Source organism: Betaproteobacteria bacterium, assembly GCA_016720855.1.
Taxonomy (GTDB): domain Bacteria; phylum Pseudomonadota; class Gammaproteobacteria; order Burkholderiales; family Usitatibacteraceae; genus FEB-7.
The window spans coordinates 1-22781 of record JADKJU010000003.1; the positions used below are offsets into that span (position 1 = coordinate 1).

The 22781-nt window shown below is 68.3% G+C and carries 22 protein-coding genes and 1 pseudogene; 5 read left to right on the forward strand and 18 right to left on the reverse strand.

Going from position 1 to position 22781, the window contains the following annotated elements; all coding sequences use genetic code 11:
- On the reverse strand, positions 1–194 hold a 194-nt coding region (locus IPP91_13580; protein MBL0143095.1), incomplete at its 3' end, for an ABC transporter substrate-binding protein.
- A gap of 411 nt (positions 195–605) precedes the next feature.
- A complete protein-coding gene (locus tag IPP91_13585) occupies positions 606–977 on the reverse strand; it encodes a hypothetical protein (protein MBL0143096.1) in 372 nt (123 codons plus the stop codon).
- A 696-nt stretch (positions 978–1673) separates the two neighbouring features.
- Between IPP91_13585 and IPP91_13590 the strand changes: the two genes are divergently transcribed.
- Positions 1674–2552, forward strand: coding sequence for a M81 family metallopeptidase (locus IPP91_13590; GenBank protein MBL0143097.1), 879 nt, complete (start codon positions 1674–1676; stop codon positions 2550–2552).
- 300 nt (positions 2553–2852) lie between these two features.
- Here the strand turns inward: IPP91_13590 and eno are convergent.
- The 4 genes and pseudogenes from eno to IPP91_13610 all read right to left on the reverse strand — a co-directional run bounded on the left by eno (position 2853) and on the right by IPP91_13610 (position 6999).
- Positions 2853–4130: pseudogene (eno, locus tag IPP91_13595) on the reverse strand (phosphopyruvate hydratase).
- Positions 4127–4768 carry a phosphotransferase gene (locus tag IPP91_13600; protein MBL0143098.1) on the reverse strand — a complete coding sequence of 214 codons (642 nt, stop codon included), beginning with the start codon at positions 4766–4768 and terminating at the stop codon, positions 4127–4129. Before IPP91_13600 ends, eno begins: the two are co-directional and overlap by 4 nt.
- A gap of 384 nt (positions 4769–5152) precedes the next feature.
- A complete protein-coding gene (locus IPP91_13605) occupies positions 5153–6061 on the reverse strand; it encodes a cation transporter (protein ID MBL0143099.1) in 909 nt (302 codons plus the stop codon).
- Positions 6058–6999 (reverse strand): LysR family transcriptional regulator, encoded by a 942-nt coding sequence (locus IPP91_13610; protein MBL0143100.1) that lies wholly within the window; start codon positions 6997–6999, stop codon positions 6058–6060. The genes IPP91_13605 and IPP91_13610 overlap by 4 nt, the downstream gene beginning before the upstream one ends.
- 101 nt (positions 7000–7100) lie before the next feature.
- Between IPP91_13610 and IPP91_13615 the strand changes: the two genes are divergently transcribed.
- Positions 7101–7373: a hypothetical protein gene (locus IPP91_13615; GenBank protein ID MBL0143101.1), complete on the forward strand. Its 273-nt coding sequence runs from the start codon at positions 7101–7103 to the stop codon at positions 7371–7373.
- A gap of 13 nt (positions 7374–7386) precedes the next feature.
- On the opposite strand, the gene IPP91_13620 is transcribed toward IPP91_13615, so the two are convergent.
- From IPP91_13620 to ppsA, 6 genes are all read right to left on the reverse strand, one after another.
- Positions 7387–9342 carry an acetoacetate--CoA ligase gene (locus tag IPP91_13620; GenBank protein ID MBL0143102.1) on the reverse strand — a complete coding sequence of 652 codons (1956 nt, stop codon included), beginning with the start codon at positions 9340–9342 and terminating at the stop codon, positions 7387–7389.
- Positions 9343–9416: 74 nt separating this feature from the next.
- Positions 9417–10052 (reverse strand): pyroglutamyl-peptidase I, encoded by a 636-nt coding sequence (gene pcp, locus IPP91_13625; protein MBL0143103.1) that lies wholly within the window; start codon positions 10050–10052, stop codon positions 9417–9419.
- A 64-nt stretch (positions 10053–10116) separates the two neighbouring features.
- Positions 10117–10908, reverse strand: coding sequence for a 3-hydroxybutyrate dehydrogenase (locus IPP91_13630; protein ID MBL0143104.1), 792 nt, complete (start codon positions 10906–10908; stop codon positions 10117–10119).
- 26 nt (positions 10909–10934) lie between these two features.
- Complete coding sequence (locus IPP91_13635; GenBank protein ID MBL0143105.1) at positions 10935–11561, reverse strand: glutathione S-transferase family protein; 627 nt, start codon at positions 11559–11561, stop codon at positions 10935–10937.
- Positions 11558–12013 carry a GNAT family N-acetyltransferase gene (locus IPP91_13640; GenBank protein ID MBL0143106.1) on the reverse strand — a complete coding sequence of 152 codons (456 nt, stop codon included), beginning with the start codon at positions 12011–12013 and terminating at the stop codon, positions 11558–11560. Before IPP91_13640 ends, IPP91_13635 begins: the two co-directional genes overlap by 4 nt.
- On the reverse strand, positions 12010–14403 hold the full coding sequence (gene ppsA / locus IPP91_13645) for a phosphoenolpyruvate synthase (protein MBL0143107.1): 2394 nt from the start codon (positions 14401–14403) through the stop codon (positions 12010–12012). Before ppsA ends, IPP91_13640 begins: the two co-directional genes overlap by 4 nt.
- Before the next feature lie 153 nt (positions 14404–14556).
- Between ppsA and IPP91_13650 the strand changes: the two genes are divergently transcribed.
- Positions 14557–15381 carry a kinase/pyrophosphorylase gene (locus tag IPP91_13650; GenBank protein ID MBL0143108.1) on the forward strand — a complete coding sequence of 275 codons (825 nt, stop codon included), beginning with the start codon at positions 14557–14559 and terminating at the stop codon, positions 15379–15381.
- Positions 15378–15686 (forward strand): DUF2007 domain-containing protein, encoded by a 309-nt coding sequence (locus IPP91_13655; protein ID MBL0143109.1) that lies wholly within the window; start codon positions 15378–15380, stop codon positions 15684–15686. The genes IPP91_13650 and IPP91_13655 overlap by 4 nt, the downstream gene beginning before the upstream one ends.
- 3 nt (positions 15687–15689) lie before the next feature.
- Here the strand turns inward: IPP91_13655 and IPP91_13660 are convergent, their stop codons facing one another.
- On the reverse strand, positions 15690–17921 hold the full coding sequence (locus tag IPP91_13660; protein ID MBL0143110.1) for a patatin-like phospholipase family protein: 2232 nt from the start codon (positions 17919–17921) through the stop codon (positions 15690–15692).
- A gap of 119 nt (positions 17922–18040) precedes the next feature.
- Here IPP91_13660 and IPP91_13665 point away from each other — a divergent pair, with 119 nt between their 5' ends.
- Positions 18041–18445: a hypothetical protein gene (locus IPP91_13665; GenBank protein ID MBL0143111.1), complete on the forward strand. Its 405-nt coding sequence runs from the start codon at positions 18041–18043 to the stop codon at positions 18443–18445.
- A gap of 7 nt (positions 18446–18452) precedes the next feature.
- Here IPP91_13665 and IPP91_13670 read toward each other — a convergent pair whose 3' ends face one another.
- The 5 genes from IPP91_13670 to lpxA all read right to left on the reverse strand — a co-directional run bounded on the left by IPP91_13670 (position 18453) and on the right by lpxA (position 22775).
- Positions 18453–19178: a queuosine precursor transporter gene (locus IPP91_13670; GenBank protein MBL0143112.1), complete on the reverse strand. Its 726-nt coding sequence runs from the start codon at positions 19176–19178 to the stop codon at positions 18453–18455.
- Between the two features lie 250 nt (positions 19179–19428).
- Positions 19429–20235, reverse strand: coding sequence for an RNA methyltransferase (locus IPP91_13675; GenBank protein ID MBL0143113.1), 807 nt, complete (start codon positions 20233–20235; stop codon positions 19429–19431).
- A gap of 2 nt (positions 20236–20237) precedes the next feature.
- Positions 20238–20849: a ribonuclease HII gene (gene rnhB / locus IPP91_13680; GenBank protein ID MBL0143114.1), complete on the reverse strand. Its 612-nt coding sequence runs from the start codon at positions 20847–20849 to the stop codon at positions 20238–20240.
- On the reverse strand, positions 20794–21999 hold the full coding sequence (lpxB, locus tag IPP91_13685; protein ID MBL0143115.1) for a lipid-A-disaccharide synthase: 1206 nt from the start codon (positions 21997–21999) through the stop codon (positions 20794–20796). The genes rnhB and lpxB overlap by 56 nt, the downstream gene beginning before the upstream one ends.
- Positions 21999–22775: an acyl-ACP--UDP-N-acetylglucosamine O-acyltransferase gene (lpxA, locus tag IPP91_13690; protein ID MBL0143116.1), complete on the reverse strand. Its 777-nt coding sequence runs from the start codon at positions 22773–22775 to the stop codon at positions 21999–22001. The genes lpxB and lpxA overlap by 1 nt, the downstream gene beginning before the upstream one ends.
- Positions 22776–22781: the final 6 nt, after the last annotated feature.

Here is a 22781-nt window from a genome sequence, read left to right on the forward strand (position 1 = left end):
GCCTTGAGCCCGGCGCGCGTCCACATCTGCGCGATGGCCTGCGCCGCCGAGCTGTCGTTGGGGTAGCGCTCGCTGGTGGAGTGCAGGACGATGGAGGGCCACAGGCCGTACGCCTCCCTCAGAAGCGCCTGCGCCCTGGGCAGGTCGTGCAGGTCGGGCTTGAGCGTCTTGCTGGCGCCGGGGAAATTCCGCATCGAGCAACTGGCTCGCCGGAATCGCGCTGCCCTCCATGATCCACTTCACGATCGGGTCCCGGTTGATGGCGAGCGACGGGGCCCTTCCTACGCGCGGGTCGCCCGAGGGGTTCGCGCCGAACGTGCCTTGCCGTCCTTCGCGGTCTGAGGGGAGACCTCGCGGGCCGAGTCGAGGCACCACGTAGTGCACCAGCGCCGCGGCTCTCCGCGATAGAGGGCGAACTTACGCTGCACTCGCGCAGGCGGTCGAGATCCGGGATCGGCACCGCGTCGATCGCGTCCACCTGGCCGGACAGCAGCCGCCGCGAGCCGCGTCGGGTCCTTGGCGATAACGGTCTCGGTGACCCTTGCCCAGTGCGGCCTGGCGCCCCCGGTGGCGATCGTTGCGCTCGACCACGGAAGCCGTTCCGTTCACCCATTCGACCAGCCGGTGGGGCCGGTCCCGATAGCCGCCTTGCGCGAGTTGAAGTCGGCGGTGGTGGCCGCTTTCGCCGCCTTCGCCGAGACGATGAAGACGTTGGAAAGATCGTTGGGCGGCTGCTGCGGGCTGGGCGCCTGGTGCGGATCGACCGTGTGGTCGTCCACTTTCGTCACCCGTCTCGATGCCGCGCGTGGGCAGGAGAACGAGTTCGGTGAATTGAGGACGTTGGGCACGTCGATCGTGAACGGGACGTCGTCCGCCGTGAAGGGCGACCCGTCGTGGAACGTGACACCCTTCCGGGCCGGAATTCCCCAGGTGAGGTCGTCGATGAGCTTCCACGACTGCGCCAGGGAAGGCGTCACCTTCAGCTTGCTGTCGAGGACCAGCTTGTCGTAGAGGTACTCGTGCGACGAAGAAACCGTGGGGAAGGCGGCGAAGAGCGGGTCGAGCGTGTTGAGCTCGACTTGGTGCCAGGACGAGATTCTGGGCGAAGCGGCGGGAAGGAGGAGGGCAGCAGGCGGCGAGGAAGAGAAAGGCGGCCGAGCATGGCGGTACCTCGGGGCGAAAAAGCGGCGAAAATGGGGACGGTTTGGCGACGGCTTGCGGTGGCGTCGATGCCTGCCGGGACAGTGTAACCGAGGCCATTGTCAATCCTGTCTCCACTTCCTGCCATCCCCCGCATTGCCATCGGCGCGTTCATGCTCGAGTCAACTCCCATTCGCCCGTCGCCACGCGCAGAGAGTTCGCCGCCAACTACCTGTGCCTCGGCGGCGGCGACATGCTGACCGACCTGCGCAGTCCCACCCGATCGGACCGTTGACCCTGTCGGGATCTTCGTCGACGCCATGGACGCCTCGGGCGACTGGACGCCCGTTCCCCTGATGGGGGCGACCGTCAGGGCGAACTGGCCCCATCGACCACGCCTTCTTCCTCGAGGTGGCCGACGGCATCGTCTCCCGGCTCGATGCCGCGTTGCCGTCGACGGCGTGTTCCTCTCGCTGCACGGGGCGGCCATCGCCACCGGCCAGGTGGACCCGACGGCGTGATCCTCCGAGCGCGTGCGGCAGCTCGTCGGCCCCGGCATCCCGGTCCTTGCGACCCTCGACCTGCATGCCAACGTCTCGCGCCGGATGGTGGCCAACGCCAGCGTGCTGGTGGCCTACCGCACCAACCCGCACGTGGACGCGGCCGAGCGCGGCGCGGAGATGCGCCCGCCTCATGCGCGAAATCCTCGCCGGCGCGAAGCCGGCTGCCGCCTTCGTGAAACTGCCGATGATTCCGCCTTCGGTCACCCCCAGAACACCAAGCGGCCCGTATGCCGACATCATCGCGTACGGCCAGTCGAAGATCGACGCCCGGGTGATGAGCGTCTCGGTCGTGAGCGGCTTCTCCTGGGAGACACGCCGAAGAACGGCATGAGCGTCACCGTCACCACGCGCGGGGACGCCACGCTCGCCGGGGCCCTCGCGAAGGACATCGCGCGCAAGTGCTGGGCCGAACGCAATCGCTATGTGCCGCACCTCACGAATCTCGCCGATGCCACGCAGATGGCGCTCGATTCCAGGCGCGACGCGGCGAAGCCCTTCCTCATTTTTCGCCGACGTGGCCGACAACCCGGGCGGCGGCGGGCGCGGCAACACCACGGTCTGGATCCTGCGGGCGTTTCACCAGGCCGGCGTCAGGGCGCGCTCCTGGGCATCTTCTTCGACCCGGCGCTGGCAGCCAGGCGCACGCGCTCGGCAAGGGCGCGGCTTGCGTGCCCGGTTCAATCGCGGCGAGACCCACCCGCTGTCGGGGACGTTCGAAGCCGACGCGGTGGTCGAAAGGGGTTGCACGACGGCAACGTGGTGGGCCGGCGCGGCATCGCTGCGGGACACGATCGTGCTGGGGAAAATGGCCCTGTTGCGCATGGGCGGCATCCCGCGTCGTGGTCGTGAGCGTGCGCCAGCAGTGCAGGACACGGCGATGTTCGAGGTGTTCGGCCTGGACATCGCGGCCGCCCGCTCGGTGATCGTCAAGTCGCGCGCCACTTCCGCGCCGCCTTCGACCTGCTGTTTTCCGACGAACGCATCGTGGAAGTGGACGTCCCCGGCCTCACCACGCCGGTGCTGTCGCGCGTGCCCTATCGTGACGTGCCGCGCCCGGTCTTTCCCCTGGACACCGACTTCGCCTGGTCCCCTTGAGGGCAAGGGCGCAGGCGGGTCACGCGCCGGGCACCCGCCTGCCGGCCCGCGAGGTCACCGGGCCCGCAGGGCGGCGCGTCCCGCGAATCGCGCCTCGCTGCCGAGCTCGGCCTCGATGCGCAGGCACTCGTTCCACTTCGCCATGCGCTCGGAACGGGCGAACGACCCGACCTTCAGCTGGCCTGCGCCCCAGCCCACCGCGAGGTGTGCGATGGTAACGTCCTCCGTCTCGCCGGACCGCGCCGAAACGACGGTTGCCCACCCTGCCTTCCGGGCGGCCGCGAGGGCGGCCACCGTCTCGGTGATCGTTCCGGCCTGGTTGGGCTTGAGCAATGCCGCGTTGCACTGCCCCTGCGCCGCGGCCTGCGCGATGCGCTCCGCGCTGGTGACGAGGAAATCGTCGCCGATCACCTGGATCGAATCCCCGACGGCGGCGGTGAAGGCTCGCATGCCCTCAGGGTCATCCTCCGCGACGGGATCCTCGACCGAGGCGATCGGGTAGCTCCTCGTCCAGCCGAGCAGCATTTCAGCCATTCGCCGCCATCGAATTCCCGATCCTCCAGACCCAGGCGGTAACGCCCGTTCGAGCCGAACTCGGAGGCCGCGATGTCGAGCGACATCACCACGTCGTCATGGGCCGAAGCCCGCCTTCCCGATCGCCCGGGCGAGCATGTCGAGCGCCTCGTCGTTGGCCCGGAAGTCCGGCCACCACCCGCCCTCGTCGGCCACGCCGCAGCGCCGCCCCGCCGCTTGCATGAGTTCCCCCGCCGCGCGGTACACCTCGGCCACCATGACCATCGCCTCGTCGAAGCTGCGCGCCCCCACCGGCATCACCAGGAAGTCCTGGATGTCGACGCGCCGGCCGGCATGGGCACCGCCGCCGAAGATCTGGACCTCCGGCAGGGGCAGCGTGACCGGCGCTTCGCCAGCGACATGCCGCCACAGCGGCAGCCCGCGAGCGGCCGCGGCCGCGTGCAGGACAGCCATCGACGTGGCGATGACGGCGTTGCCGCCCAGTCGCGATTTCTGCGCGGTGCCGTCAAGCGCAATCAGCGTTTCGTCCACCTCCGCCTGGTTCGCGCCCTCGCGACCCACGAGCGCGGAGGCGATCGGGCCGTTCACGTTCGCCACCGCCCTGCCGACGTCGAACCCGCCCAGAAGCGCACCGCCGTCCCTCAGGTCGATCGCCTCATGGCTTCCGCGGGAGGCTCCCGCCGGCGCGATGCCGCGTCCCCGCGCGCCTCCCGCCAGGAACACCTCGACTTCGACGGTGGGCCTGCCGCGGGAATCCCAGATGCGGCGGCCTTCCACGCGGGCTATGGTCGTGTTCATGGGGCGTGCTCCCGGCTCCATCGGTGACGAATCTCGGCAAGGCTCGTCGAGCCGCCAAGAAGAAGCGACCGCGCGAAGTTGCGCACGCGCGAGCGCGCAGCCTCCTCGGTGAGATATTCCACGGGCGACTTGCCGTCCACTCGGGCGAGCAGCATCGCCGCGAGGAGGCGACAGGCGCGCGACTCCAGATGCACAGCGGCTCCCAATGGACGCCGTCGAGGTAGGTCGCGCAAAACGCGTCGAAGCACGCCAGGTAGGCTGGCGCCGCCTGGGGCCGGACGGCGCACAGGCAGCAGGTGGTTGAGGCAGAACGCGACGTCGAACGCCGGATCGCCGTACCACGCGCACTCGGCATCCAGCAGCACCGGTCCGCGTTGCCCCACCAGGATGTTCTTCGGACTCACGTCCCCGTGGACCAGCGCGAGCCGGGTGCCTGCCGTCGACTCGATGAGCTCGCGCAGGATCGCGCGCGCAGTCGGCGTTCGCGTCGGCCGCCGCGCCGAAATAGGGATCCAGCCGAAGGGCGAGGAAGTTCGCGTCGTTCGCGAAAGCGGCAGCGCACCGTTCGTCGCGCGCGGTCGCGTGGTGGACGCGGACCAGCGCGCCGGCCACCGCAGCAGCCGTTTCCCGCTCGGCACGGCCCGCGAGCAGCTGCGATTTCCAGACGGGATAGTCGGCGGGTTCGAGGTAGGCCATGGCGAAAGTCCAGGCTTCGCTATCCTCCCCAGGATTTGCGGCACGATCCCGGGCACCACGCCTGCGGCGACCTGCATCAGGCGACCTCGGCGCCATTGCGCTCAGCAGCGGCGCGGTCCAAATTGCAGCGACCCGGGCCTCGCCAGCGCGCGCTTGATGCAAAGAGGTGCCGCGCGTGGAGTCGACGCGCACGATGAGCGAGAGACGCCGCCCGCGAGGGAGTGAACTCCGGCACCTCTCCCGCGGCGAGGGCCCCATCCGGGCGAGGGAGGCAGCCAGACTGCAGATTTCGTCGGCGTCGAGAGGCACGGTCGGTTGCCTGCGCGCTAGGGCGGCGGCGCGGGCTCGGCGGGATAGTCCCAACTGCGCGGGTCCTCGAGGGATTCGAGGTGCGTGAGCACCTCGACGTGCGGCATGGCCGTCTCGATTTCCTGCTCGAGGCGGTGAGCGAGGTCGTGGCCGTCGTGCACGGTCATGGAGCCGGGAACGAGGATGTGCACGTCGACGAAGCTTTTCTTGCCCGCCGCGCGCGTGCGCAGGCGGTGGTAGTCCCCGCCGATCGCCTTCACCTGTTCGAGCACGGCCACGATACGGTCGCGCTCGTCGGCGGGAATGGCGCGATCCATCAGGCCGTCGAAGGATCGCCGGATCAGCGACCACCCCGTCCAGAGGATCTGCAGCGCGACGGCGATGGCAATCAGGGGGTCGAGCAGCAGCCACCCGGTGTAGTGCACCACGCCAACGGCCGCGATCACCCCTGCGGTGGTCCACACGTCCGTGAGCAGGTGGTGGGCGTCCGCCTCCAACGTGATCGAGCGGTGCTCGCGGGCACCCTTGAGCAGCAACCAGCCGCACAGGAGGTTGGCTCCGGCCGCGAACACCGAGAGCACGAGGCCCAGGCCCACCTGCTCGAGCGGCTGTGGCGCGATGAGGCGCGGGACGGCGCTCCAGACAATGGCCCCGGCGGCGACGAAAATGAGCGAGCCCTCGATGCCGCTCGAGAAGTACTCCGCCTTCTCGTGGCCGAAATTGTGGTCGTCGTCTTCCCCGGAATGCGCGTAGGACAGCGTCACCAGCGCCACCAGCGCGGCGGCGAGGTTGACGCCGGATTCGAGCGCATCCGAGAGCAAGCCGACGGATCCGGTGAGAAAGTAGGCGCCGGCCTTCAGCGCCATGGTGACGATCGAGGTCGCTACCGATACGAGGATGTAGAAGATGGGGGAGCGGCCGCTCATCGCGCCTTCCTCCCCCGCGTGGGCCTGACGGCATCCCGGCCGATGATCGCCTCGCCCTGCTCGAGCACGAAGCGCTCGAAGGCCTGCGCGATTGCCGGAAGACGCCGGTCTTTCCGCCGCACCACGAACCACTGCCGCATCACCGGAAAACCCTCCACGTCCAGGATGACGAGGCTACGCAGTGCGAGCTCCTGGCGCAATGCGTGCGCCGACAGGAATCCTACCCCGAGGCCCGCGGCGGCGGCCTGCTTGATGGTTTCGTTGCTGGCGATCTCCATTTCGATTCGCGGCACGATCCCGGCCTGCGCGAAGGCCTGGTCCATGGCCAGTCGCGTGGCCGAGCCCGGTTCCCGGGCAAGGAGGGGCTCCGCGGCGATGCGGGCGAGCGGGACGCGGCGCTTGCCGGCCATCGGGTGCGCGGGGGCCGCCGCGATCACGTGCGGATGCGGGGCGAACGGCGTGCAGACGTGGCCCGGCTCCACGGGCGGATCGCTCATGACCGCGAGGTCGATCTCGCGGGCAGCCAGGCGCGCGAGCAGTTCATGGCGATTTTGCACCGTCAGGCGCACGCGGATGCCGGGGCGCTGCTGCCGGAATGCGGCCACGATCCACGGAAAGAAGTGGTCGCCCGCGTTGATGACCGCCACGTCGAGGAGCCCCCGGGCGAGCGAGTCGAGTTCCGCGATCGCCTCCTCGGCGCCGCGGATATGGTCGAGGATCTCGCGCGCGTGCAGCAACACCTCCTCGCCTTCCGGCGTGAGGCGGATGCGCCGGCCGAGCCGCTCGAACAGTGCGGCCCCGGCGTGGCTCTCGAGCTGCTTCACCTGGATCGAGACCGCCGGAGGCGAAAGATGCAGCTCCTCCGCCGCGCGCGTGAGCGACAGGTGCCGGGCGGCGCAGGCGAAGACGCGCAGCTGGCGAAGTGTGGCGTTCCTCATGGTTAAACGATCACTTAATAAACTATGAAGATCATTTTACTGTCGTTTAATTGCTTCGGCGAGTACCTTGGTTTCATTCCTCGTGGAGGCAGGCCATGAACATGAATGAACCGACCCGCACCGGATTCACCGCCACCGACGCGCTGAACGCGGCATTCTGGGATCTCGGGCTGCGCTTCCGGTGGGACGAGGCGACCTGGCGCCTGCTGGTGCCGATGGAAACCCTCGAAGAGCAGATCGCCTACTACCTCGAGAACTGGCAGCCGCACCTGCTGGCCGTCTACGATCCCGGGTTCCTCGCCAGGCTGGTGGAAGGCCGCCTCGCCCAGCCCTCGAATTCGCGCATGGGCATGGAGGCGATGTCGCGGGCTTGACGCCCGCGCGGTCCTAGGGGGCCAGTTCGGGCCGGTTGCGGAATTGCTCCAGGGCCTCGGGGTTTGCGAGTGCGTCCAGGTTCTTCACCGGCTGCCCGTGCACCATGGATCGCACCGCGAGCTCCACGATCTTGTTCGACTTGGTGCGCGGGATGTCCGTCACCCGCACCACGACTGCCGGCACGTGCCGCGGAGTGGTGTTGTTGCGGATCGTGTCCTTGATCCGTTTCACGAGGGCGTCGTCGAGCGCGACCCCGTCGCGCAGCTTCACGAAAAGCACCACGCGCACGTCGCCCTGCCAGTCCTGGCCGATGACGATCGACTCCACCACCTCGTCCAGGCGCTCGACCTGCCGGTAGATCTCCGCCGTGCCGATGCGCACGCCGCCGGGATTGAGCACGGCGTCCGAGCGGCCGTAGATCACCATGCCGCCGTGCGGCGTAACCTCCGTCCAGTCCCCGTGACGCCATACGTTCTCGTACTTCTCGTAGTAGGCGGCGTGGTATTTCCTCCCGTCGGGGTCGTGCCAGAAGCCCAGCGGCATCGTCGGGAAAGGCGCCGTGCAGACCAGCTCGCCCTTCTCGCCCGCGAGCGATCTTCCGTCATCGCTCCACACCTCGACCTTCATGCCGAGCATCGGGCACTGCAGCTCTCCGCGCCACACCGGCAGGATCGGCGCGCCGCCCGCGAAGCAGGCCACGAGGTCCGTGCCGCCGCTGATCGAGGACAGGCACAGGTCCTTCTTCACGTTCGCATAGACGTAGTCGAAGGCCTCCGGCGCGAGCGGGGAGCCGGTCGAGAGCATCGTGCGCAGCGCTTCCAGCCGGTGCGTCCTCGCGGGTTCGAGCCCCGCCTTGGCCAGCGCGTCGATGAACTTGGCCGAGGTGCCGAAGTGGGTCATTTCCTCGGCCGCGGCATAATCGAAGAGGATGCTTCCCTTGCCGAGGAACGGGGAGCCGTCGTAGAGCAGGAGCGTCGCGCCGGCGGCGAGCCCCGAGACGAGCCAGTTCCACATCATCCAGCCGCAGGTCGTGAAGTAGAACAGCCGGTCGCCCGGTTTCACGTCACAGTGCAGCAAGTGCTCCTTCAGGTGCATGAGGAGCACGCCGCCCGCGCCGTGCACGATGCACTTGGGCACGCCGGTCGTACCGCTGGAGTAAAGGATGTAGAGCGGGTGGTTGAAGGGCAGCCGCGCGAACTCCAGGGGCGCGGGCTTGAAGGGCGCGAGGAATTTCGCCAGTGGCACCGCACGGGGCACCGCCGCGATGTCGGGCTTCTCCGACGCGTAGGGAACGACGACAACCCTCTCGACGGTTGGCAGCTGCGCCACGATCTCGGCGATGCGCGCAAGCGACTCGTTCACCTTGCCGTTGTAGAAATAGCCGTCGCAGCAGAACAGGACCTTCGGCTCGACCTGCCCGAAGCGGTCCACCACGCCCTGCACCCCGAAGTCCGGCGAGCACGACGTGAAGGTCGCGCCCAGGCTCGCCGCGCCCAGCATCGCGACGACCGTCTCGGGCATGTTCGGCATGAACGCAGCGACCCGGTCGCCAGTCTTCACGCCGGCCGCGGCCAGCGCCTGCTGCATCCGCGAGACTTCGCCGCGAAGTTCGTCGCGGGTGAGGCGGCCGCGCACGCGATCCTCGCCCCAAAACACGATGGCATCGCCCGGGCCCTCGTGGCGCAGCAGGTTCTGCGCGAAGTTGAGCTGCGCCTGCGGGAAGAACCGCGCCCCGGGCATCTTCGCCTTGTCGGCGATGACGGTTTCCCCGCGGGTGTGCGCGAGCACGCCGCCGAAGTCCCAGACCGCGACCCAGAAATCCTCCATCCGGTCCACGGAAAAGCGGTGCAACGCAGCGTAGTCGGTGATCGCGGTGCGGTGGCGGCCATTCACGAACTTCATGAAGGCAGCCATGTTCGAGGCCGCGATGCGTTCCGGCGTAGGGGTCCACAGGGGCTGGTCGGTCATGGTCGCCATTATCGCCTGCAGTCGGCTCGCTCCCCCGGGATGTTCACCAGCGGCTCGCTTTCCGGCCACGCAACTCAGTCAAGCTTGCCGGCGCCAATTTTCACATCGATGGCGGTGTCGAGCGCGCTGGCGATCGCGGCTTCCACCCCGCGCACCATTGTCGCGAGGGCCATCGACGGCTCGCCCGGCCGGGCAACCGCCTGGCTATCGAGCCACGGCACGTGGATGAAGCCCGCTGCCGCCTTCCGTCCGCTGGCGGCGAGGTAGTGCAGGACCCCGTAAAGCAGGTGGTTGCACACGAAGGTGCCGGCGCTGTTGGAGACTTCTGCCGGGACGCCTGCGTCACGAACCGCTGCCAGCATCGCCTTGATGGGAACCGTGGCGAAATAGGCGGCCGGCCCGGTGGGGGCGACCGGCTCGTCCACCGGCTGCCTGCCGGCATTGTCGGCGATGCGCGCGTCGTCCACGTTGATGGCGACCCGCTCGATGGACAGGCACGCCCGGCCTCCTGCCTGCCCCAGGAGGATGACGATCGAGGGCTCCAGCTCCTCGATCGCCTGCGCCGTCACCTCTATGGCGCTGCGGAACACCGTCGGCACGCGAAGCGTGTGCAGGCGCGCGCGCCCGATGGCCACCGGAAGCCGCCCGCAGATCTCCCACGAGGGATTGGCGTCCTCGCCGCCGAAGGGCTCGAAGCCCGTGACGAGGATCCTGCCGGAGGGCGGGGTGCCGGGTCCGGCTGCTTGAGCGGCCTTGCGGCGTCCGGTCACGGGGCTAGCGCGCTGTCCAGCCGCCGTCGATGACCATCGCCGTTCCGTTGACCTGCGCGGCCGACTCGTCGGCGAGATTGAGCGCGACCCGCGCCACCTCCTCGATCTTGATGAACTTCTTCGTGGGCTGCGGGGCCAGCATGATGTCCGCGATGACCTTCTCCTTCGGGATTGCATGGACGCGGACCTGGTCTTCGAGCTGCTTCTCGACGATGGGCGTCCAGACGTAGCCCGGGCAGATCGCATTTACCGTGATGCCCAGCTCCGCCACCTCGAGCGCCACGGTCTTCGTGAAACCCACGACCCCGTGCTTGGCGGCCACGTAGGCGCTCTTGTAGGGCGAGGCCACCAGCCCGTGGATCGAGGCCACGTTGATCACGCGTCCCCAGCCGCGCTTCTTCATGCCCGGGAGCGCCGCCCGCGTGGCGTGGAAGGCCGACGACAGGTTGATCGCGATGATCGCATCCCATTTCTCGATCGGGAACTCGTCCACCGGCGAGACGTGCTGGATGCCGGCGTTGTTCACCAGGATATCGACGGCGCCGAACTCCTTCTCGGCCGCCCGGATGAGGTCCGCGATCTCGGCCGGCTTCATCATGTCGGCGCCGTGGTAGCGGACCTTCACGCCGGACTCCTTCTCGAGGCCGGATCGCGTGGCCTCGATCGCCGCGGCCTCTCCCAGGCCGTTCAGCATCACGTTCGCCCCTTCGGCCGCGAAGGCCCGCGCGATGCCCAGCCCGATGCCGCTGGTCGATCCCGTGATCACCGCGGACTTGCCCGCCAATGCCTGGCCCATTTACCGTTCCTCCGAGGAAATGCGGATCATTCGCCGCGCAGCGCCCAGGCCTTCCGGGCAGCCGGGCGCGAATAGCAGTCTGCCAGCCAGCGCGCGAGGTTCGGGCGCGCCGCGTGGTCCATGCGCCGTGCGCGGAACATCGCCGCGGCCAGGTTAAGGTCGGCCACCGTGAAAGTGGCGCCCGCGAGGTACGACTTGCCCGCCAGGGCGGCCTCGATAACGGCGAGGGGCCTGGCCACTTTTTCCAGCGCGGCCGCGGCCCGCGCGGGATCGCGCTGGTCCTCGGGCAGGACGAACGAATGCGAGGCCCATTCCACCATGAGCGGGTCGATCTCCGTCACCGCGAAGAAGGACCACTGGAACGCGAGTCCCTCACCCTCGATCGTCGAAGGCCAGAGTCCCATGTCGTGCTTGCGCGCGAGGTACAGGTTGATCGCCATCGACTCCCAGAGCGTGAACCCGTCGTCGTCGATCGCGGGGACGCGGCCCAGGGGATTGGCGAGGCGAAACTCCGGGTTGTTCTTGCCGAGCGGGCCGTCCGGATCGTCGCGGTAGTGGATAGGCACGTGCTCATGGGGCAGCCCCAGTTCCTGCGCGATCCAGAGGACGCGGATGGCCCGCGAGGCGGCGATGCCGTAGATTCTCAGCGTCATTCGATGTCTCCCCGGAGCAGCATCTCGATGTGCGGGATGCCATCCTCGTCATAGGGCTCGGAGTCTGTCACGAAACCGAGCGACTGGTAAAAGCGCTCCAGCCGCTGCTGTGCGCCGATGCGGACCGGCCTCCCGGGCCACAACGCCTTCGCGCGCGCGATGGCCTCGACCATGAGCGCCCGGCCCAGTCCGGTGCCGCGCACGGCCTGCGTGGTGATCACGCGCCCGATGGAAGGCTCGGCGAACTTGATCCCGGCCGGGACGATCCGGCAGTAGGTGGCGAGCGCGCCGTCCACGTGGGAAAAGAGGTGCCAGCAACCGGGATCGACGCCGTCCATGTCCTGGAACACGCAGGCCTGCTCGACCACGAAGACTTCCGTGCGCGCCTGCAGGATGTCGTGGACCTCGCGCGCCGTGAGCTCGTCGAGGCGCGCGAAGCGCCACGCGGTCATGGAGCGCCGGTGGCGACCTTGTCAGCGGCCTTCGCCAGGTGCAGCCAGGTCTCGACGACGGTGTCCGGGTTGAGCGACATCGACTCGATCCCCTCCCCCATCAGCCATTCGGCGAGGTCGGGATAGTCGCTGGGGCCCTGCCCGCAGATGCCCACGTACTTGCCCTGCCGGCGGCACGCCTGGATCGCCAGCGAGAGCATGCGCTTCACCGCCGGGTCGCGCTCGTCGAAGGAATCCATGACCAGCCCCGAGTCGCGGTCGAGGGCAAGCGTGAGCTGCGTCATGTCGTTCGAGCCGATGGAGAAGCCGTCGAAGTGCTTCAGGAACTCGTCGGCGAGGATCGCGTTCGACGGGATCTCGCACATCATCACCACCTTGAGCCCGTTCCTGCCGCGCTCCAGGCCGTTGTCCTTGAGGATCGCGTGCACCTGCTCGGCTTCCTTCAGCGTCCTCACGAAGGGGATCATGATCTCGACGTTGGTGAGCCCCATCGCGTCGCGCACCTTGCGCATCGCCTCGCACTCGAGCCTGAAGCAGTCGCGGAAGGAGCGAGCGACGTAGCGCGAGGCCCCGCGGAAGCCGATCATCGGGTTCTCCTCGTGCGGCTCGTACTGCGCGCCGCCGATGAGATTGCGGTACTCGTTCGACTTGAAGTCCGAGAGGCGCACGATCACCTTCTTCGGCCAGAAGGCCGCGGCGATGGTGGCCACCCCCTCGACGATCTTCTCGACGTAGAAGCGCGTCGGGTTCTCGTAGCCTCGCGACTGGCGCGTCACCTGGGCCTTGAGGTCCGCGGCCAACCCGTCGTACTCGAGGCAGGCCTTGGGATGGATGCCGATGGTGTTGGAGATGATGAATTCCAGCCTCGCCAGTCCCACGCCGTCGTTGGGGAGCAGGCAGAAATCGAAGGCGAGCTGCGGGTTGCCCACGTTCATCGCGAGCTTCACCGGGATCTTCGGCATGCGGTCGAGGAAGACTTCCACCACCTCGAAGGCGAGCTTGCCTTCATAGACGAATCCGGTGTCGCCCTCGGCGCAGGACACGGTGACCTCGTCGCCGTCGCGCAGCACGCGGGTTGCGTTCTCGCAGCCCACCACCGCCGGCACGCCCAGCTCGCGGGCGATGATGGCGGCGTGGCAGGTGCGCCCGCCCCGGTTGGTGACGATGGCGGAGGCGCGCTTCATCACCGGCTCCCAGTTCGGGTCGGTCATGTCGGTCACGAGCACGTCGCCATCCTGCACGCGGGCGATCTCGGCCACGTCCTTGACGACGCGCACGCGTCCCTGCCCGATCTTCGAGCCGATGGCGCGGCCGGAGGCAAGCACCTCGCCGCGCTTGCCGAGCCGGTAGCGCGTGAGGTGGTTCTTGCGCGTCTCCTGGCTCTTCACCGTCTCCGGGCGGGCCTGCAGGATGTAGATCTGGTTGTCGCTCCCGTCCTTGCCCCATTCGATGTCCATCGGGCGGCCGTAGTGGTTCTCGATCGCCACCGCGTAGCGCGCGAGCTGCTCGACGTCGGCATCCGTCAGCGAGAAGCGATCGCGGTCGGTGGGCTCGACGTCGCGCTGCACGACGGACTTGTGGGCCTTCGACTCGCTGGTGAAGACCATCTTGATGGCCTTCCCGCCGATCGTGCGTCGAAGGATCGCGGGCCTGCCCGCCGCCAGGCAGGGCTTGGAGACGTAGAACTCGTCGGGGTTCACCGCGCCCTGCACCACCATCTCGCCCAGGCCGTAGCTCGAGGTCACGAAGACCACGTCGCGAAATCCAGACTCGGTGTCGAGCGTGAACACCACGCCGGCCGCGCCAGTGTCCGAGCGCACCATGCGCTGCACGCCCGCGGAGAGCGCCACGTCGGCGTGCGCGAAGCCCTTGTGCACCCGGTAGGCGATGGCGCGGTCGTTGTAGAGCGAGGCGAAGACCTGCTTCACGGCATCGAGCACGTTGTCGATGCCTCGGATGTTGAGAAAGGTCTCCTGCTGGCCCGCGAAGGAGGCGTCGGGCAGGTCCTCGGCGGTGGCGGAGGAGCGCACGGCGAAGCTCGTCTCCGTGCCGCCGGCGATCTTCGCATACGCCTCGCGGATCTGGCGCTCCAGCTCGGGCTGGAAAGGCGCCGAGGCGACCCAGTCGCGGATCTCGGCACCCGTCCTGGCAAGGGTGCCCACGTCCTCCACGTTGAGCGTCGCGAGGGCCTGGTCGATCTTCGCCTTAAGGCCATTCGCGGCGAGGAAATCGACGAAGGCCTGCGCCGTGGTCGCGAAGCCTCCCGGAACCCTCACACCTGCCGCGGAGAGCTGGCTGATCAGTTCGCCCAGGGAGGCGTTCTTGCCGCCGACCGACCCCACGTCGGTCATGCGCAGCGTTTCGAGGGGGAGTACGTAGGCTGGTGCCATGCTCGCTCGCAGGGGTTCGGGTGACGGGCCGCCCGGTATTTGCAATTATATCGGAGGCTTGCGGCCGTTGCTGCGCTGCATCAAACTCCTGTCTCGGACCCTTCGAAACATCCCGTGCGTAGCGCGGGGCCCCCACGAACCCGGAACCCTTCCATGTCCCACCGCCGCCGCGTCTTCTTCGTCTCCGACCGCACCGGCCTCACCGTCGAGGCTCTCGGCTCCTCCCTCATCTCCCAGTTCGACGGCATCGACTTCGTTCGCGTGACCCTGCCGTTCATCGACTCGGCGGACAAGGCTCGCGAGGCCGTCGCCCAGATCAACGCGGCCCACCGCGATTCCGGCAAGCGCCCCCTCATCTTCAGCTCGCTCGTGAACGATGCCGTGCGCGCCGAGATCGACAAGGCGGAAGGCCTCGTGCTGGACTTCTTCGGCAAGTTCATCGTCCCGCTGGAGGCCGAGCTCGGGCAGAAGTCGATGCACGCGGTGGGCAAGAGCCACAGCGCCGGCAACGCCAAGGACTACAACCACCGCATCGAGGCGATCAACTACACGCTCTCCCACGACGACGGCGTCACCCACCGCGGGCTGGAGGAGGCGGACCTGGTGCTGGTCGGGGTCTCCCGCAGCGGCAAGACCCCCACCTCGCTCTACATGGCGATGCAGTTCGGCATCAAGGCGGCCAACTACCCGCTGATCCCCGAGGACCTCGAGGCCAACCGCCTGCCGCCCTCGCTCGTTCCGATCAAGCACAAGGTCTGGGGCCTCACCATCCAGCCCGACCGCCTGCACCAGATCCGCAAGGAACGCCGCCCGGACTCGCGCTACGCCGCCCTCGACAACTGCCGCTACGAGGTGTCCGCCGCCGAGAAGCTCATGCGCCAGGCCGACATCCGATTCCTGGACTCGACGACCAAGTCCATCGAGGAGATCGCCACCACGATGCTGCACGAGGCCCAGCTCGTGCGCCGGGTGTATTGAAGCGCCTCTGCAACGCCTCCAACCTTCCCGAGGCCCACATCCTCGCCGGCTGGCTCGCCCAGCGCGGCATTCGCGTGCGCATCCTGAATGCCAATGCCTCGGGCGCCCTCGGCGAACTGCCGGTGGACGCGGCGGCGCCACAACTGTGGCTGGAGGATCCGCGCCAGGAGGCATGGGCGCGCGAGGCCATCGAGGAGTTCCGTCGCGCGGCCGCGGGACCTTCGCGGAAGTGCCCCGCCTGCGGCGAGGAGAACCCGCCCGCCTTCGAGCTGTGCTGGTCTTGCGGGTGCGGTCTCGTTCCCTGAGCGTCAGGGCGTGCCGATGAAAAAGTAGACCCGCCCCCCGCGGTCCTTGGCCGACGTCGTCGAGTAGCCGAAGTAGATCGGACCGAAAGCCGTATTCGAGGCAAGGTAGACACCGAAGGAATTGATCCCGCCGGTGAGGTTGGGCTCGGTGATCGGATTCTTCATGTATCCCGCTTCGTACGTCACGCCGGCCAGCACCGAAAGTCCCAGGATCGGAATCGGCTTGTTGAGCCGGTACTGGGCCTCGACCGTGGCGACACCATAAGCATCGACGCCGAGAATCTGCCCCGGCGCGAAGGCCGACAGGCGCCGGAATCCTCCCAGCGAGAACGCGTCGTTGAGCGGTGGGTTGCCCTGCGTGGCCATTCCGCCCTGTACCGAGCCCAGCAGGATGTAGTCGCCGTTCGGCGACCAGGCCCCGCCCAGCCGGCCGTCCACCCGGCCGTACTTGCTCAAGTTGTCGGACACGCGCTCGGCCTGGAAGAAGTCGAGGTCCGCCTTGTAGCCCTTCGTCGGGAAGAAGGCGAAGTCCAGCGTGTCGAGCGCCACGCTCGCCGAGATGCCGCCGATGTTTCCCTTCGAGTCGGGCAGGACCGGGGAGCCCGTGCTGAGGCTGGAGCGCCCTTTTTGCTCCAGCAAGCCCACGCTCGCCATGCCGTAGATCCCGAGGTTCAGGCCCACGTCGAGGCCCACATGCCCCTCACGCAGGCTGTAATCGGCAAGACGGTCGCCGTCGAAATACAGTCCCGCCGTGCGCTGGGTAAAGGCTGCATAGGGGCGTATGAAAGTGCGCTGTCGGTAGTCGAGCGGCTGGTAGAACTCCATCCCCACCGCCTGCTTGCTGCCCACCTGCACGATGGTGAGCCATTCGCCGCCGAAGGAGTTGATCCAGGTTTTCCGGAACAACGCGCGCAAGTTGTACGGCGTGTCGGAACTGAAATCCGTGGCCAGGTTGATGCCGAAGCGCAGGTAATCCGGCCCCCACGCCTTCTCGGAAGGAGCGAGCCTGAGGATCGTCTTTTCGCGCTCCGAAAGCACCGAGTAGTCGAGCGTCTGCAGGTCGCCCCGACTGTAGAGGAGGACCAGGTCCTCGGAAAGCTTCTGCGAATCGAGTACCTCGCCATCCTTCTGGCGAACGCCGGCACGCAGCTCCTCCGGGTTGACGAAGCGCGTCGTGGCCACCCGCACCTCATCCACCACGGGCGGGCTGTGCCTCGGCAGCGTGCGCAGCTTCGCCTGCCAGGCGCGGTATTCCTCCGGAGAGACGGAAAGCGCCCGCAGCTTGTCGGCCACCCCCAGCGCCGCCTCGCGCCCGATGGCCGCTGCCTCGAGCTGGTGGCTGAAGGCCATGGCGCTGAATTCGCCCAGCGCGGGGCGCATGTAGATGTCGCGGGGCCCCAGGAGCGAGAGGGACTTGGAGACGTTCTGCTCGGTGAGGAGGTTCACCATCTGCCCCATGACGCTCAGGACGCTGGTCACCTCCTCGGGCTTGTAGAGAGGCGAGCCCACGTTCACCGCGATAACGACCTCCGCCCCGCAGCGGTCGCGCACTTCCTGGACGGGCAGGTTGTCCACGAGCCCGCCGTCGACGAGCTTGTGGCCATCGCGCTCGACCGGAGCGATGGCACCCGGCACCGACATGCTGGCGCGCATTGCCGAGGTGAGCTCCCCGCTGCGCATGGCGACTCGCTCGCCCGTGCCGATGTCGGTGGCGATGAGAGTGAGGGGGAGCGGCAACTGCTCGATGCGCCGGTCGCCCAGGTCGGCACGGACGAGGTCGTTGAAGAAGAGCTTGATCTTCTCGCCCGCGACGGCGCCTTCGCGATAGCGCAGGCCGTCCTTGGTGACGCCGAACTCGAGGCCCGAATAGAAGCGGTCGTCGAACTGCTTGTTGCGCAGTCCCACCTGGTCGCGTCCGGCGGTGTCGTCGAACATTCGCGCCCAGTCCGTCTTTGCGATCTTTTCCGTCATGTCCGGGAGCGTCACGCCGGCGACGAACGCCCCGCTCACGAGCGCCCCCATGCTGGTGCCCGCGACGCAGTCGAATGGAACGCGCAATTCCTCCAGCACTTCAAGAACGCCCAGGTGGGCGCCGCCGCGGGCACCGCCGCCGCCGAGCACCAGGCCGACCTTGGGGCGCGTCGCCACACTTGCCTGCGGGAACGCGTCCGGCGCTGCGAGTACGGCACCCGCGAGGAAAGCCACCGCAGCGAGGCAAAGGCGGGGGAAAACCACGGCAGCACTCCGGAGACGGGACGCAGGACCGCTATTCTGCGCCCTGCGGATGCGTGCAGGCCAGAGCGGGCCGCGCGGCAAGCGGTTAGAATCGCGCAATCTCCCGACCCGGATTGCCCATGGACCGCCTCGTGATCGCCGCCTTCATTTTCGCCTCCGCAACCGCGGCCTTCGCGCAAACGCGCCCGCCCTCGGTGGTCTTCAAGCCCGAGGTGGCCTCGTGCCCGGAGTGCGGCGTGGTGCGCAGCGTGAAGCGAATCGAGACCGACCCGCGGCCCACGGCGCAGGAACGCGAGTCCACTGCCGGCTTCGTCGCGTCGATTCCGCTCGGCGGCGGGACGCCGGAAGTGGGATCGGTCACCGACGTGCGCCGCGAACAGAAGCCCCCCATCGTGAGCTACGAGGTGGTGGTGCGCCTCGACGACGGCCGCTTCCAGCTCGTCCTGCAGGACGGCGCCGAGGACCTCCACGAGGGCGACATGGTGAAGATCGAACGCGGCAAGGTCGTCCCGCGCAGCCACTAGGCCGGGCTCACACCTTTACCGAAAAGGGCGTGAAATCCGTGTCGCGGTCGTAGTAGTCCTCGTGCTCGGTGCGCTTGAGCCAGCCGACGATCGCGTAGGTGACGGGCGTGAGCACCACCTCCACCCCGACCTTCAGGACGAACTGGGCGAGCATCACCACCGGCAGTTTGTCGTCGGGGATGATGCCCGTGCCATAGAACGCGATCGGGTAGAAGAGGAGTGAATCGACGCCCTCGCCCAGGATCGTCGAGCCGATGGTGCGCGTCCACAGCCAGCGCCCGGCGGTCAGGATCTTCATCTTGGCAAGCGTGAAGGAATTCACGAATTCCCCGCAGAAGTAGGCGAACATCGAGGCGGCCGCGATTCGCCAGGCCTGCCCGAACGCGACCTCGTAGGCCGCCTGGTTCTTCCAGAACGGCGCCGGCGGCAGCGCCACCACCACGTACGCCATGAGTGATGCGAAAGCGAGCCCCGCGAAGCCCGCCCAGATCACGCGTCGCGAGCGCGCGTAGCCATACACCTCGGTGAGGACGTCGCCGAAGACGTAGGAGACGGGAAAGAAGAGCACGCCGGCGCCGAAGGTGAGCACCCCCAGCACGGGCAGGTCGATCTGTGCCACCTTCGCCGGTCCGATGAGGTTCGAGCAGATGAGGACGGTCACGAAGGCCGCCATCACGAACTCGTAATACCGGTACTGGCGCTGCGGGTGCGGTTCTGCGGGAGTTTTTTGCATGAGGTGGGCTCCGACTCATCCGGGGTTGAAAATCGCGGGCCGCTTCCGGGGGCGGCTCACGAGGGTGGCTATGGATGCAGCGGGGCTACGGTAACCCAAAAACAGGGACACGGATGAACACGGATGAAGACGGATGAAGACGGATTCGAAGAGGTCCGGACGAGGCGGTGGCGAGTGGGCGCATTCTCGCTCCGTTCGATGCCGCAGTTCCTGACCCGCATTATCCGAATTTATCCGTGTTCATCCGTGTTCATCCGTGTCCCCCGCCTTTGGGCCGCGTCACTCCCCGCTGCCTGACCGCCTCGAACAGCGCAATCGACCCAGCCACCCCCGCATTGAGACTCTCCGCGCGCCCGGGCATGGGGATACGCACGCGCACCGTCGCCGCCTTCTCGAGCTCCGCCGACAGGCCCGCGCCCTCGTTGCCGACCAGGAATGCCACGGGTCCGTGCAGGGACGTGTCGTAGAGCGACGCCTTTGCCCCGCCGCACAGCGCCACGCTCGTCCCGCGGAACGACGAGATGAACGCGGCGAGGTCCGCGCCTTCGACGATGTTGAGCGCGAAGTGCGCCCCCTGCCCCGCGCGCAGCACCTTGGGCGACCAGGCGAAGGCGCAAGAGGGCGAAAGCAGCACGTGCCCGACGCCCGCGGCGGCCGCGCTGCGCAGGAGCGTGCCGACATTGCCGGGGTCCTGCAGGTCTTCGAGCAGAAGGCAGAAGCGCGCGCTGTCCGGCACCGCGTGCCCCGTGGGGGTGGGCACCACCGCGATGATTCCGGCCGGCGACTCGACACCGCTCACCGCGTCGAAGAGGGCATCGGCCAGTTCCACCACCTGCGCGTCCTTCGCGCGGGCGAGAAGGCGAGACGTCCCGGTGGAGCCCGCCGCGGTCCGGCTCACGAAGAACTGCGCCACCGGATGCCCCGCGCCGATGCAGGCCTCGACCAGGTGCGCTCCTTCGATCACCGACAGGGCGCGCTTTCTTCGCTCGGCCGACGACGAAGCGAGCTTCGCGAGCGTCTTGTAGGCGGCATTGTCCCTCGAGGCAACGGTCTTCATCATCAGAACGGGAGCGTGCGCTGCGCGAGGGCGTCGCGCACCGGTGCGAAGGTGCGCCGATGGATCGCGCACGGCCCGAGCCTCGTGAGCGCCTCGAGGTGGTCCGCGGTCGGATAGCCCTTGTGGCGGGCGAACCCGTAGCCCGGAAAGCACGCGTCGAGCGCGACCATCTCCGCGTCGCGCGTGGTCTTCGCGAGGATCGAGGCAGCCGACACGGCGGGCACCAGTCGATCGGCCTTCACCAGCGCGCGGCAGGAAAAGCGCGTTCGCGGCACGTGCAGGCCGTCCACCACGACTTCGTCGGGCTCGACGCCGAGCGCCTCGACCGCCCGCGCCATCGCCTCCAGGCTTGCGCGCAGGATGTTCATCGCGTCGATCTCCTCGACCGTGGCGGAGGCGACGGCCCAGGCCAGGGCGTCGCGCCGGATCACGATCGCGATCGCCTCGCGCCGCGCGGGATCGAGAAGCTTCGAATCCGCGAGACCTGCGATCGTGCGCGCGGGATCGAGGATCACCGCCGCCGCGAAGACCGCGCCGGCGAGCGGGCCCCGCCCGGCCTCATCGACCCCGCACAGCCGCGAGGACAGGGTCGCCGGGGATCGCTTGCGGGGCATGGGGGGGTCCGTTCGAAAGCCAGGGGGCGAGGGCCTGCGCCACCCGCTCGTCGTTGCCGCAGCGCAGCTCGGCATGGATCGCCTCGTAGCGCGCGAGGAGCCTCACGCGCGCGGCCTTGTGGTCCAGCCAGTTACCGAGCGCCTGCTCGAGGTTCGTGGGCGTGGCATGTTCCTGCAACAGTTCCGGCACGATGAACTCGCCGGCGAGGATGTTCGGCAGCCCCACGTAGGGCAGGAGCGGGTTTCGCGTCATCAGCCAGGCGGTGAGGGTGGGCACCTTGTAGGTGATCACCATCGGGCAGCGCGCGAGCGCACCCTCGAGGGTGGCGGTGCCGCTCGCGACGAGCGCGCAATCGGCCGCCTGCAACGCGAGCCGGGCATGGCCGAAGAGGATCGTGAGGTCGAGCCCCTGCGCCTCGCGCACGTAGAGGCGCGTCTCGAAATAGTCGCGCGTCTCGCGCGTCGCGAGCGGGACGAAGAAGCGCACCCCGGCGCGCTTGCTCGCGAGCCGCACCGCAGTGTCGATGAAGAGGTCCGCGTGCGCCTCGAGCTCACCGCGGCGGCTTCCAGGCAGGAGCGCCACCGCAGTCGCCGCCGCGCCCAGGCGCAGCTGCGCACGGGCCTGGGCGCGGTCGGGAACGAGCGGGATCTGGTCGGCCAGCGGATGGCCCACGTAGGTGGCGGCGATGCCGGCCTTCTCGTAGATCGGCGGCTCGAAGGGGAAGATCGTGAGCACGTGGTCCACCGCGCGTCCGATGGATGGCAGGCGCCCGGGACGCCACGCCCAGACCGACGGGCTCACGTAGTGCACGGTCGGGATGCCGGAGCGCTTGAGGCGCGCCTCGAGCCCCAGGTTGAAATCGGGCGCGTCGATGCCGATGAAAAGATCGGGTTTGTCGGCCGTGAGCTGCGCCCCCAGCTTCGAACGGATCCGCAGGAGCTCCGGCAGGCTCCTTATCGCCTCGACATAGCCGCGCACGGAAAGCTTGCTCATCGGCACGAGCGTCGTCGCGCCCTCCGCCATCATCGCGGGACCGGCTATGCCGTAGAACTCGGTTCCGGGAAAGCGTTCGCGCACCGCACGCACCAGCGCCGCGCCCAGCATGTCTCCCGAGGCCTCGCCGGCGACGATGGCCACTCGGCGGGGCATCAGCGCACGATGCCCCGCGTGGAGAGGGCGAGGAAATCGACCAGCGCCTTCACTTCCGGCGCGGCCAGCGACTGCTGCTCGAGCTCCGTGCGGGCCTCGGCCAGGGTGAGGCTGGATTTGTAGAGCGTCTTGTAGGCGCGCTTCAGCGCTGCGAGCGCCTCGGGCGTGAACCCGCGGCGCTTCAGGCCCTCGCTGTTGATGCCGTGCGGGCCGCACGGGTGCCCGGCGACCGTGACGTACGGGGGAATGTCCTGAAGGATGACCGAGGAGACCCCGGCCATCACGTGCGCGCCCACCCTCACGAACTGGTGCACGCCCGTGAATCCGCCCAGCACCACATGGTCCCCGATGTGCACGTGGCCGCCCAGCGTGGCGTTGTTGGCGAAAACCGTGTGGTTGCCGACGACGCAATCGTGCGCGATGTGGCAGTAGGCCATGATCCAGTTGTCGTCGCCGATCGTGGTCACGCCCGCGTCCTGGACCGTGCCGCGGTTGATGGAGCAGTACTCGCGGATGGTGTTGCGATCGCCGATGGAAAGTCGCGTGGGTTCGCCCTGGTACTTCTTGTCCTGGTTCGCTTCCCCGATCGAGCAGAAGTGGAAGATCCGGTTGTCGCGGCCGAGGGTCGTGTGCCCCGTCACCACGCAGTGCGCGCCGATGGAAGTCCCCTCGCCCATCTCGACGTCGCCGTCGATCACCGAGTAGGGGCCGACGCAAACGCCCGGGGCCAGCCGCGCGCGCGGGTCGATGATCGCCGTGGGATGGATGGGCTTCATGATCTG